This window comes from Streptomyces genisteinicus, from assembly GCF_014489615.1.
Lineage (GTDB): Bacteria > Actinomycetota > Actinomycetes > Streptomycetales > Streptomycetaceae > Streptomyces > Streptomyces genisteinicus.
The window spans coordinates 7,523,654-7,535,828 of the sequence record NZ_CP060825.1 but is presented as its reverse complement, the minus strand read 5'-3'; the positions used below and the strand labels follow the sequence as shown (position 1 = coordinate 7,535,828).

Here is a 12,175-nt window from a genome sequence, read left to right as displayed (position 1 = left end):
CGCGAGGTACGGGAGATGCAGGAAGTTCGCGAGGTCCGGGTGGTGCAGGGGGCATGAACGGCCGCGGCGCGGTCACCCGTCACGGGACCGGACGGGCCGGTGGCGGACGCGGGCCCGCATCCGTCACCGGCCCGCCGGGCGAAGCCGCTGTGCACGGCGTTCAATCGTCGGAGCGGCGGACGGTCGGCCACGACACGGGAGGCACGGGTGACCAGCAACGGCACGGACGGCATGGGCGACGCGGGCGGCCCGGAGGGCACCACCGGGCCCATCGGCGGCACGGGCGCCACGGGCGGGCCCGCCGGCGGCACGGACGGCTCCGGGAAGACGGCGGGGGCCGGCGGTGCGGGGTCCGGACCGCTGCGCTGCCTGGTCACGGGCGCGAGCGGCTACATCGGCGGACGGCTCGTACCGCAGCTGCTCGCCGCGGGGCACCGGGTACGCTGCCTGGCCCGTACGCCCGGCAAGCTCCGCGACCACCCCTGGGCCCCCGACGCCGAGGTGGTCCAGGGAGACGTCACGGACGCGGGCTCGGTCGCCGACGCGATGCGCGGCGTCGACGTGGCCTACTACCTCGTGCACGCGCTGGGCACCGGGTCGAGCTTCGAGGAGACGGACCGCCGGGCGGCCCGGGTCTTCGCCCAGGAGGCGGCCGCGGCCGGGGTGCGGCGCGTCGTCTACCTCGGCGGGCTGACGCCGCAGGGGGTGCCGGAGGAGGAGCTGTCGCCCCATCTGCGGTCACGGGCCGAGGTGGGCCGCATCCTGCTGGACGGCGCGGTCCCCGCCGCGGTGCTGCGGGCGGCGGTGATCATCGGGTCGGGCTCCGCGTCGTTCGAGATGCTGCGCTACCTCACCGAACGCCTGCCGGTCATGGTCACGCCGAGCTGGGTGCACACGCGGATCCAGCCGATCGGCGTCCGCGACGTGCTGCGCTACCTGGTGGGCTGCGCCCTGCTTCCCGAGGACGTCAACCGCACGTTCGACATCGGCGGGCCCGACATCATCACCTACCGCGAGATGATGCGGCGCTACGCGGCGGTCGCCGGGCTGCGGCACCGGGTCATCGTCCCGGTGCCGGTGCTGACGCCCAGGCTGTCCAGCCACTGGGTGGGCATCGTGACCCCCGTCCCCGCGTCGATCGCCCGCCCCCTGACCGAATCGCTGCGCCACGAGGTCGTCTGCCACGAGCACGACATCGGCCGGTACGTCCCCGACGCGCCCGGGCAGCCGCTGCCCTTCGACGAGGCACTGGCCCTGGCCCTGCGGCGGGTGCGCGACGCGGACGTCGCCACCCGGTGGTCCTCGGCGTCCGTGCCCGGCGCGCCGAGCGACCCGCTGCCCACCGACCCCGACTGGGCGGGGGGCAGCCTGTACGAGGACGAACGCCGGCTGACCGTGGACGCGCCGCAGGCGTCGCTGTGGCGGGTCATCGAGGGCATCGGCGGCGACAACGGCTGGTACTCCTTCCCGCTCGCCTGGGCCGTGCGCGGCTGGCTGGACCGCTTCGTGGGCGGTGTGGGACTGCGCCGGGGACGGCGCGACGCCGAGCGCCTGCGGGCGGGCGACTCGCTCGACTTCTGGCGTGTCGAGGAGATCGAGAGCGGCCGTCTGCTCCGGCTTCGCGCCGAGATGCGGCTGCCGGGACTCGCCTGGCTGGAGATGTACGCGGAGACGGACGGCGACGGCCGCACCCGCTACCGCCAGCGCGCGCTGTTCCATCCGCGCGGCCTGTTCGGGCACGCCTACTGGTGGAGCGTGTCCCCGTTCCACGCCATCGTCTTCGGCGGCATGGCCCGCAACATCACCCAGGCGGCGGCGAAGGGCTTGAGCGCCCATACGGGTGACGTCCCGGCGGAGCGCATCCGGGAGCCGCAGGGCGGCGGAAGCGCCCACCGGTAGCCGGGCACCCGGCCGTACACACGGAGCACCAGGAGTGACGCCATGACCGTCGCGGTCGTCCTGTTCACCTCGGACCTGCGTCTGCACGACCATCCGCCCCTGCGCGCGGCGCAGCGGGCTGCGGACGAGGTGGTGCCGCTGTTCGTGCTGGACCCGGCGATCGGCGCGGCCGGCTTCGACGCGCCGAACCGGCGGGCCTTCCTCGCCGACTGTCTGGCCGATCTGGACACGGGACTCCGCGAGCGCGGCGGCCGTCTCGTGGTCCGTTCGGGCCCGGTGGTCCGGGAGGTGGCGGCGGTCGTCGCGGAGAGCGGGGCCCGGGAGGTGCACATGGCCGCCGGGGTGAGCGGCTACGCGCACCGCCGGGAGGAGGCCCTGCGCGCGGAGCTCGACGGCCTCGGGGTGTCGCTGCACGCCCACGACAGCGTGATCACGGCCGTCGCGCCGGGGGCGGTCACGCCCACCGGCTCCGACCACTACGCGGTCTTCACGCCCTACTTCCGCCGCTGGTCCCAGGAGCGGCTGCGGCCGGCCGGCGCGTCGCCGCGCGCCGTGCGGGTCCCGGAACGCGTCCGCGGTGAGCGCCTGCCCGGGCGCGGCGCCGTCAAGGGCGTCTCGCCCGCGCTGCCCCAGGGCGGGGAGACGGCCGGCCGCCACCTCTTCCTGACCTGGAAGCGGTCGGGGCTGGAGGCGTACGAGGACCGGCACGACGACCTGGCGGCCGACGACACCTCCCGGCTCTCGCCCCACCTCCACTTCGGCACCCTCTCCCCCGTCGAGCTGGTGGAGCGGGCACGGGCGCACGGCGGGCCGGGGGCCGAGGCGTTCGTGCGGCAGCTGTGCTGGCGGGACTTCCACCACCAGGTGCTGGCCGCCCGTCCGGCCGCGGCCTCCGAGGACTACCGCACCCGCCACGACCGGTGGCGCCGGACGGACGAGGCGGGGGAGGAGATCGAGGCGTGGCGGGAGGGGCGCACCGGATACCCGGTGGTCGACGCCGCGATGCGCCAGCTGCGCCACGAGGGCTGGATGCACAACCGCGCGCGGCTGCTGGTGGCGAGCTTCCTCACCAAGACGCTCTACGTGGACTGGCGGGTCGGCGCCTCGCACTTCCTGGACCTGCTGGTGGACGGCGACCTCGTCAACAACCAGCTGAACTGGCAGTGGGTCGCGGGGACGGGCACCGACACCCGTCCGCACCGGGTGCTCAACCCGGTGGTCCAGGGCAAGCGGTTCGATCCGCGGGGGACCTACGTGCGGCGCTGGGTCCCGGAACTGCGGGACGTGGAGGACCGGTTCGTGCACGAGCCGTGGCGGCTTCCGGAGGACGAGCGCGCCGCGGTCGACTACCCGGAACCGCTGGTCGACCTCGCGGACGGTCTCGCGCGCTTCCGCCACGCCCGGGGCCGCGACTGACCGTCGCCGCCCGTCCGCCCGGCTCCCGTCCGACCCGGCGCGCATGATGCCGGGTGCGCCCGTGCCGCCCGCATCCCTCGGCGCACGCCGGGTGTCCGCGCGCCGTCCGCTTGCGCGGCGGACGGCGCGGCGCGTGTGCGTCTGCCGCCCGCGCGCCGGGCGTGCGCGCCGTCCGCATCCGGTCGGCCGCGCGGCGGCGAAGCAGGGGTGGACGCGCGACCGCCGGCCGCAAGGGCCAGGAGGGGTCCCGGCGGCGGCCGGCGGCGCCGCGGGCGCCGCCGGCCGGTGCGAGCCGAGCACCGCGAGCGCCGCCGCGCGGCTCCGGGAGGTGGACCCGGGCCGCACGCGGACGCCGCGGTGACGTCGCCGGGTACGCGCGTCAGCGGGTCTCCGCGGCCGCCAGCACCTCGCGGGCCGCGCGGGTCCCGGACGCGAGGGCGCCCTGCACCGACCCGGTGGCCCGGTGGTCGCCGCAGACGTGGCGGCCGGGCGCGACGCGGGTGGTGCGGCTCAGCGGCCACGGCGGCGGCATCGCGGGCAGCGCCCCGTCGATCCGGCAGGTGGCGACGGACAGCCAGCCGCCGGTGTCCGTGGCGTACAGCTCGGCGAGCCGCCGCCGCACGGCCTGCTCGGCTCCGGGCGTGTCGCCGCCGAGCACGGAGGTCGACACCAGGGCGGTGCCGGGCGGGGCGTAGCCGGGGACGGCCTCGGTGAGGACACAGGTGTTGAGCACGGCGAGGCTGCTGTCCACCATCAGGGTCGGTTCCGCGAAGGGGGAGCGTTCGGCGGCGTGGTAGTAGGTCGTGACGGTGCGGGTGGCGGGGACGTCGAGGCCCGGGACGAGGCGGGCGGCGGTGGCCGGGTCGGTGGCGACGACGACGGTGGCGGCGGGCTGTTCGCGTCCGTCGGCGAGGAGCACCCCCGAGTCGGTGACGGCGTCCACCGGGGTGTCCAGCCGCAGGACGCCGTCGGGCAGACCGGCGGCGAGCTGGGCGGGCACCGCGCCGATCCCCTCGGCGGGCAGGCAGAGCGTGCCGCGCGCCATGCTCCGCCAGACGAGGTGGAAGAACCGGGAGGAGGTCGTGAGCTCGGATTCGAGGAAGACGCCTGCGAGGAAGGGGCGCATCAGGCCCTCGATCGCCTGTGCGGAGAGGCCGGCGCGGGTGAGCGCGCTGCGGGTGGTGCGGTCGGCGGCGCGGGTGAGGAGGCCGGCCGGGGGGAACGTGTCGCGGGCGGTGAGCGCGGTGAGCGCGGCGAGGTCCCGGGCGGAGAGGGCGCGGCCGGGCAGCAGTGCGGCGGCTTCGCGGGGACGCCGGGTCGGGTCGGTGAGGCGGACCGCTCCCGCGGGGGTGTGGGCCACGACACCGGGTGTGAGGGGGTGCAGGCGCAGGCCGGGCAGGGAGACGCGTCGTTTCACCTGCGGGTAGGCGGTGTTGAAGACCTGGAACCCGCGGTCGACGAGGAAGCCGTCCCTGCGGTCGGTGCGCATCCGGCCGCCGACGGCGTCGGACGCCTCCAGGAGCTGCACGCGCTGTCCCGCCCGGCACAGGTCGAGCGCGCAGGCGAGCCCTGCCAGGCCCGCGCCGACGACGACGGTGTCGGGGGCGATGGGGTGTCGTGCGGTCGTCATCATCGGCGTCCTCGGTGTGTCGGCGTGGTCGGTGGCCCGGGTGACGTGGCGACCCGGTGGTCCGGAGGACTTCGGTCTTCCGGGTGCCTCCGGATTCCCGGCGGCGTCCCCGGTCTCCCCGGATTCCCCGGGTCCTCCGGCCGGGCTCCCCCGGCTCCCCGGGAGACCAGCCGATCACGACGGGGGCTCCCCCGCCGGCATCCACCGCCGGGCGGGGCCCGGATCGGGTGACGGCGTGTCAGCCCCGTACGCGGGTCTCGACGGCGTCGACGGCCTCGGCGAGGCCCGGTGGCCTGAGCGCGCCGCCGACCGCCTTGCCCGCCCAGCCGGGCCCGAGGGTCATGACGGTGGCCTGTCTCCGTGAGCCGCGCACGCCCCAGCTCATGCCCGCCACGTGCTGCGCGAGGGGCCGGCTGGCGGTGGTGCGCGACTGCGCCCACAGGCCGACGACCGCGGGGCCGGTCCGCCGTACCGCCTCGACCAGGGCCTCGACGGGCAGCGCGGCACCGAACATGCGCACCGCGACCCGGCGTTGTGCGAGCGCGGCGCTGAGTGCCTCCAGCGGGAGGGTGTGGTTCTCGCCCGGCACGCAGGCCAGCAGCACCGTGCCGCCGGGGAGGCCGTCGGCGACGGGCGGTGCGGCACGCCGCAGCGCGCAGGCGACGTGCCAGGACAGGAAGTGCTCCACCTCGACGTAGCGTTCGCCGGAGGTCTCCCACTTGCGGCCCACGGCCTGCAGCGTGGGCATCACGATCTCCTGCCAGGCGTCCACGAGGCCGTAGGTCTCGACCGCGCTGTTGAGGAGTTCGTCCAGGGCGACGGCGTCGAGCCGCAGGGCGGCGCGGGCGAGGCCCCGGCACTCGTGCCGGGCGTCGCCGAGCCGCATGCCCGCGTGGGCGCGGCTGGCGCCGGAGGCGGGCGGCTCGGGCGGTGCGTCCGCGGGCTGCGGACGCGGGGACGACACGGGCGGCGGGGCGCCGAGCACGGCCCGTGCGGCTTCGGCGGGCGGTACGCCGGTGGCGGTCAGGGCGCACATGCGTTCCAGCAGCGCGACGTCGGCCGGGGTCCAGCGGCGGTGCCTGCCCCCCACGCGCCCCGCGGGCCCCAGACCGTAGCGCCGGTCCCAGGAGCGGACCGTGGTCGGCGCCACGCCGAGCCGCCGTGCGACCTCGCCGGTCGTGAGCCCGGCCTCCTGCTGTCCACCGCCGTCGTCCTGGCTCATGTGGCCACTCTACCGAGAGTCCGACGCACGATCGATGCGTGTCACCTGCGTCGTTCTGCCGCCGGGAAGCCTGCGGAGTGCTCACTCCTCCGCGGGCCGGAAGGGGCGGCGCGCGACGTGCAGGGCGTGTCGCGGAGAGCGTGTCGCGCAGGGCGTGACGCGGGAGCGGCGTCCGGGGTGCGGGGCCGCCGGGCGGAGGCACGCTCTCACCGGGTGCACTCGGACGACTCCGACGACGCGCACGGGGGGCGCCCGGCGCGTGGGTCCTCCGCTGGGAGCAGGCCGGATCGGCGCGGGGTCCCCCTGCCCTCCGGGCCCGGCGAGAGGTCCGGTGCGTGCGATTCGCCCGCGGGGGACGGGGGGCACCTCCCGACCGGGAGTCCGCGCGGAGCCTCCGCGGCCGACGGCAACGCGGCACGGGCGCACCTCGCCGCGGAAGCCTGCGGAGTGCGTGCCGGCGCACGCGAGCCCGCCGGGAACCGGACGAGAGGCCCTGGCCGAGAAGGGCGTGCCGGGCCCGCGCACCAGGAAGCCGGTTGCGGCCCGCCCCAGGGCCCGTCGAGGGCCCGGCGCGGGCGGACCGGGTGGCCCCCCGGCGGGCGAGGCGCCGCCCCGGGGCGGCCCGTGGCTCCGCGTGCGACGACGGCACCCGGGGCCCGCCGTGATTGCCGGGATCGGGAAGTGCGCGGGTGTCCGGGCAGATGGGAGGCTTGCCCGGACAGCACACAACTGCCGTGCCGGGCAGGGCAGTCAGCGGGGCCGCTGCCCACGAGGCGCACCGCGCGACGGCCGCCGCGGAGCGCCTGCGGCCCGGCTCGTGGCCGTGGCACGCGCCACCGCGCACGCCCGGCTTGCGAACGCCCGGTTCGGGCGCGGCAGGCGTGTGCCGGCGGTCGGGGGTGCCGGCGGTGGGCCGGCGGACGAAGGGGGACGGACATGACGGTGCCGCAGCACATCCGGGGCGGCCGCCCGGCAGGCCACATGGTGGTCTGCGGGGACGACTCCCTCGCCCACCGGCTGGCCGCGGAACTCCAGGACGTCTACCGGGCCCACGTGGTCCTGGTCGTGCCCGACGCGCTGTCCGGCGGGCAGGACGGCGCTCCGCCCCGGGTCCCGCGGGCGGGCCGGTCCGGCGTGACCGCGCTGCGGCGGCCCGCGCCGTCGCCCGACGACACGAGCGGCGGGCTGCGGCTGCCCCTGGAGGAGGTCCTGTCGGCCGCGCCCTCCGAGGAGGCGCTGCTGCGGGCCGGGGTGGACCGGGCGGCGTCGCTGGCGCTGCTCTACGAGGACGACGAGGTGAACCTGCGGGCCGCCCTCGCGGCACGGCGGCTCAGCCCGGGGCTGCGCCTGGTGGTGCGGATGTACAACCGCAAGCTGGGCCAGCACATGGAGGAACTCCTGGACCAGGCGGCCCTGCTGGCGATGCCCGGCGTGGACCGGGCCTTCCTCGACGCGTCGACCACGGTGCTCTCCGACGCGGACACCGCGGCGCCGGCGCTCGCCGCGACCGCGGCGGGCGGCACGAGCAAGGTCGTCCAGGCCGACGGGCTGCTGCTGCGGGCCGTCGAGCGCGCCCCCTCCCGTCCCGGTGAGACGCCGGACCCCGGACTGTGCACACTGGCGCTGCTCTCGTCGTCGACCTCGGACCCCGCAGGTTCGGAGGGCTCGGAAGGTCCCGAGGGAGCGGATGCGAGCGGCTCCCGCAGGCCGCTGCTGCTGCCCGACGACGCGACCGTCCGGGACGCGGCGGACCGGGGCACGGTCGTCCTGGAGACCGTGCGGCACGCTGGCCCGGCGCTGCCCCCGCGGCGCCTCGCGGGGCGGGGCGCGCCGCTCGGCACGGTGTTCTCGCGGCGGCTGCGCTGGGCGCTGGCCGGCATCGTCGCCTCGGTGCTGGCGCTGAGCGTGACGGCGTCGGTGCTCACCGCGGCCGATCCGGTGCACGCCACGTACCTGACGCTGCTCGACCTGTTCGCGATCGGCGATCCCGCCGTCGGCGAGTCGACGACCCGTCAGGTGCTGCAACTGCTGGCGGGGCTGGTGGGCCTGGCGCTGCTGCCGCTGCTGGTCGCCGGCGCGCTCGAGGCGCTGGGCACCTTCCGGGCCACGGGGGCGCTGCGCAGGCCGCCGCGGGGGCTCTCGGGTCACATCGTGCTGCTGGGGCTGGGCAAGATCGGCGCCCGGGTGCTGGCGCGTCTGCGGGAGCTGGACATCCCGGTGGTGTGCGTGGAGGAGGATCCCGAGGCCCGGGGCATCGCGCTGGCGCGCAGCCTCGGGGTGCCGGTGGTCCTCGGCGACGTCACCGAGGAGGGGGTGCTGGAGGCGGCCAAGGTCCACCGCGCGCACACGCTGCTCGCCCTCACCAGTTCCGACACCACCAACCTGGAGGCGACGCTCTACGCCCGCACGGTCAAGCCCGATCTGCGGGTGGCGCTGCGCGTGTACGACGACGAGTTCGCCACGGCCGTCCACCGCACGCTGCGGGCGGCGCACCCCGGCGCCGTCACCCGCAGCCGCAGCGTCACACACCTGGCCGCGCCGGCGTTCGCCGCGGCGATGATGGGCCGTCATGTGCTCGGCGCCGTGCCGGTCGAGCGGCGGGTCCTGCTGTTCGCGGTCGTCCTGGTGGGCGGTACGCCCGAGTTCGAGGGACGGACGGTGGCCGAGGCGTTCCGTCCCGGGGCGTGGCGGATCCTGGCACTGGACACGGCTGTGCCGGCGGCCCGTCACCCCGACCTGGGCGCGGTGCAGCACGGCGGCGACGAGCCGCAGCTGCTCTGGGACGTGCATCCCGGCTACGTCCTGCGGCCGGAGGACCGGGTGGTCATCGCCGCCACCCGGCGCGGTCTCGCCGAACTGCTGCACACTCCGGCGCGCCCGCACACCGGGACGCCGTGACCCGGAGCGCTCCGCGGGCCCGGCGGCCGGCCACCGGGGCGCCTCCTTCGCGTGCGGGCCGGGCAGCGCTCCAGGGCCGGGCGCCGACGGCCCGGCGGTGTGCCGTGCACGTCGACCGCGGTCGGTGCGGGGGCCGTCGGCCGGGGTGCGGGCTCGCGGCCGGACCGCCCGAACCGGCCGGCCTTCGCCGTGCCGACCGCCGCCTCGGGGCGGGCGCTTGACTTCGCGTGCACTCCAACAGGGAGTGTTCCCTCCGAGGCCGCGGCAGTCGGGCGCGGCACGAGGAGAGGGCTCCCCCATGAAGTACCGCATGATCGGCAGCGACCCCGCGACCAGCCGGCGGGTCAGCGTGCTCAGCCTCGGGGCGATGCTGTTCGGCACGCGTACCGACGAGAAGACGTCGTTCGCCATCCTGGACCGGTACGTCGAGGCGGGCGGAACGTTCATCGACACGTCGAACAACTACGCCTACTGGGAGGACGGCAGCCAGGGCGGTGCGAGCGAGAGCGTGATCGGGCGGTGGCGGCGCAGCAGCGGTGCCGGGGACGAGGTGGTGATCGCGACGAAGGCGGGCGCGCGTCCGCTCGCCCCCGGGACCGGCTTCGTCGAGAACCGCGAGGGCCTGTCGGCGCGGACCCTGCGGGAGGCCGCGGAGCAGAGCCGTGAGCGCCTCGGCATGGACCGGCTCGATCTGATGTACGCGCACATAGAGGACCCGTCCACGCCGCTGACGGAGACCGTGGAGGGGTTCGCCGCGCTGGTCGAGGAGGGCTCCGTCGGCCTGCTCGGTGTCAGCAACCACTGGACGTGGAAGGTGGAGCGGGCGCGTGCCGCGGCCGCCGCGGCGGGTCTGCCCGGTTTCGAGGTCCTCCAGTACAGCCACAGCTACCTGCGCCGGCGCACGGACCTGCCGGACGCGCTCTCCCCCGACGGTGCGTACGGGGTGACCAGCGGTGACCTCCTCAGCTATGTGCGGGCGGAACCCGCACTGACCCTGGTGGCGTACACGCCGCTGCTCGCCGGCGCCTACGTCCGCAGCGACAAGCCGCTCGGCCCGGACCTCGACCACGCCGGCACTCCCGCGCGGCTCGAGGCCCTGCGGGAGGTGGCCGCGGAGACCGGGGCCACGGCGAACCAGGTGGTGCTGTCGTGGCTGATCGGCGGCGAGGTGCCGGTGGTACCGCTGGTGGGCGTCTCGTCCGTGGCCCAGCTGGAGGAGAACCTCGCGGCTGTCGACCTCGAACTGACCCCGGCGCAGCGCGCCCGGCTGGACGGCGCCCACTGACCGGTCCCGTCGCGGTGCGGTGCCCCGGCCGGGGCACCGCACCGGCGCGGTCCGCACGCGCAGCGTTTGCATGTAACCCGCGTCTGCAATTATTGTCGACGAACGTAACCGCCTCATGCAATCGACACAAGGATCAGTGCGATGACCACCGTCCCCACCGTCCTGCTCAACAATGGCGCCCGGATTCCGCAGCTCGGCTTCGGCGTGTTCCAGGTCCCCGACGACGAGACCACCGCCGCGGTCTCGGCCGCCCTGGAAGCCGGCTACCGCTCCGTCGACACCGCCGCCGTCTACGGCAACGAGCGCGGCGTCGGCCGGGCGCTGGCGTCCTCCGGCATCCCGCGCGAGGAGCTGTTCGTCACCACCAAGTTGTGGAACGACGACCAGGGCTACGACGCCACCCTGAGGGCGTTCGACACCAGCCTCGCCGCACTCGGCCTCGACCACGTCGACCTCTACCTGATCCACTGGCCGGCCCCGGCGCAGGACCTCTACCGGGAGTCGTGGCGGGCCGTCGAGAAGCTGGTGGCCGACGGGCGGGTGCGCACGGCGGGCGTCTCCAACTTCGGCCCCGCCCATCTGCGCCGGCTCCTCGACGGCGCCTCCCTGGTCCCGGCGGTCAACCAGATCGAGCTCCACCCGGGCCTCCAGCAGGCCGAACTGCGCACGCTGCACGCCGAACTCGGGATCGCGACGGAGGCATGGAGTCCGCTCGCCCAGGGCGCCGTCCTCGAAGAGGACGCGCTCACCGGGATCGCCGCCCGGCACGGCAAGTCCCCCGCCCAGGTCGTGCTGCGCTGGCATCTCCAGCTGGGCAACGTCGTGATCCCGAAGTCGGTCACCCCGGCCCGGATCCGCGAGAACCTCGACGTGTTCGACTTCGCGCTCTCGGACGCGGAGATGACCGCCGTCGCCGGCCTCGACCGCGGCCTGCGCACGGGACCGCACCCGGACGAACTGGGCTGACGCCCCGGCGGTCCCCGCGGGCCGGCCCGGAAATCCGGAGGCGGACGACACCTGCTCCGGGCCATCCTGCACGGGAGCGGTTCCGGCCGGTCCGCGCCCGCGACAGCACCGAGGAGCAGCCTTGTCCCCGCACACCGTCCTGTTGTCCGGCATCGTCGGATCCACCGCGTACGGCCTGGCCCACGAAGGCTCGGACATCGACCGGCTCGGCGTGTTCGCGGCGCCCACCGAGGAGTTCCACGGACTGCACACCCCGCGGGCCTCGCACGTCACCAGCGCGCCCGACCGCACCCTGCACGAGGCGGCGAAGTGGTGCCGGCTCGCCCTCGGCGGCAATCCGACCGCCGGTGAACTCGTGTGGCTGCCGGACGAGTTGTACGAGGTGCGCACCCCGCTGGGCGACGAGCTCATCGCGATCCGTTCGTCGCTGCTCTCGGCGCGGCGGGTGCGCGCCGCGTATCTCGGCTACGCCGCCCAGCAGGCCAAGCGGCTGACCGACCGGGCCGCGGCGGGGCCGCTGCCCGCCGGCGCGCGTGCGCGCACGGCCAAGCACGCCCGCCACCTCAAGCGGCTGTGCCATCAGGGCCTGGGGCTGTACACCACGGGCCGCCTGGAGATCCGGCTGGAGGACCCGGACGCCTTCCGCGCGTTCGGCGAACGGGTCGCCGAGGAGCCCGCGCACGCGCTCCGGTCGCTCGCCTCGTACGAACGGGCCTTCGACGAGGCACAGAGCCCGCTGCCCGACCACCCCGACGAAGCGCCGGCGGAGGCGTGGCTGCGCCGGGTGCGCGCCCACCACTACACCGCGCCCCGCCGTCCCGCACCGGGCGCCCGCTGACCGGGCGCCCGGCATCCACGG

8 protein-coding genes are annotated in these 12,175 nt (G+C 76.2%); 6 read left to right on the top strand and 2 right to left on the bottom strand.

Annotation, left to right across the window (positions count from 1 at the left end; translation table 11 throughout):
* Positions 1 to 207 precede the first annotated feature (207 nt).
* Both IAG43_RS32185 and IAG43_RS32180 read left to right on the top strand, forming a co-directional pair.
* Positions 208 to 1,899 carry an SDR family oxidoreductase gene (locus IAG43_RS32185; RefSeq protein WP_246574666.1) on the top strand — a complete coding sequence of 564 codons (1,692 nt, stop codon included), beginning with the start codon at positions 208 to 210 and terminating at the stop codon, positions 1,897 to 1,899.
* A 42-nt stretch (positions 1,900 to 1,941) separates the two neighbouring features.
* Positions 1,942 to 3,315 carry a cryptochrome/photolyase family protein gene (locus IAG43_RS32180; protein WP_187744149.1) on the top strand — a complete coding sequence of 458 codons (1,374 nt, stop codon included), beginning with the start codon at positions 1,942 to 1,944 and terminating at the stop codon, positions 3,313 to 3,315.
* A gap of 379 nt (positions 3,316 to 3,694) precedes the next feature.
* Here the strand turns inward: IAG43_RS32180 and IAG43_RS32175 are convergent, their stop codons facing one another.
* Together IAG43_RS32175 and IAG43_RS32170 are read right to left on the bottom strand one after the other, a co-directional pair.
* Entirely contained in the window at positions 3,695 to 4,945 is a 1,251-nt protein-coding gene (locus IAG43_RS32175; protein ID WP_187744148.1) for an NAD(P)/FAD-dependent oxidoreductase, read from the bottom strand.
* A gap of 238 nt (positions 4,946 to 5,183) precedes the next feature.
* A complete protein-coding gene (locus IAG43_RS32170; RefSeq protein ID WP_187744147.1) occupies positions 5,184 to 6,167 on the bottom strand; it encodes a MerR family transcriptional regulator in 984 nt (327 codons plus the stop codon).
* Positions 6,168 to 7,148: 981 nt separating this feature from the next.
* Here IAG43_RS32170 and IAG43_RS32165 point away from each other — a divergent pair.
* The 4 genes from IAG43_RS32165 (at position 7,149) to IAG43_RS32150 (ending at position 12,154) form a co-directional block, all read left to right on the top strand.
* Positions 7,149 to 9,065 carry a potassium channel family protein gene (locus IAG43_RS32165; protein WP_187744776.1) on the top strand — a complete coding sequence of 639 codons (1,917 nt, stop codon included), beginning with the start codon at positions 7,149 to 7,151 and terminating at the stop codon, positions 9,063 to 9,065.
* A 298-nt stretch (positions 9,066 to 9,363) separates the two neighbouring features.
* Entirely contained in the window at positions 9,364 to 10,350 is a 987-nt protein-coding gene (locus tag IAG43_RS32160) for an aldo/keto reductase (protein ID WP_187744146.1), read from the top strand.
* Positions 10,351 to 10,491: 141 nt separating this feature from the next.
* Positions 10,492 to 11,316: an aldo/keto reductase gene (locus tag IAG43_RS32155; protein WP_187744145.1), complete on the top strand. Its 825-nt coding sequence runs from the start codon at positions 10,492 to 10,494 to the stop codon at positions 11,314 to 11,316.
* A gap of 121 nt (positions 11,317 to 11,437) precedes the next feature.
* Positions 11,438 to 12,154 (top strand): nucleotidyltransferase domain-containing protein, encoded by a 717-nt coding sequence (locus IAG43_RS32150; protein WP_187744144.1) that lies wholly within the window; start codon positions 11,438 to 11,440, stop codon positions 12,152 to 12,154.
* Positions 12,155 to 12,175: the final 21 nt, after the last annotated feature.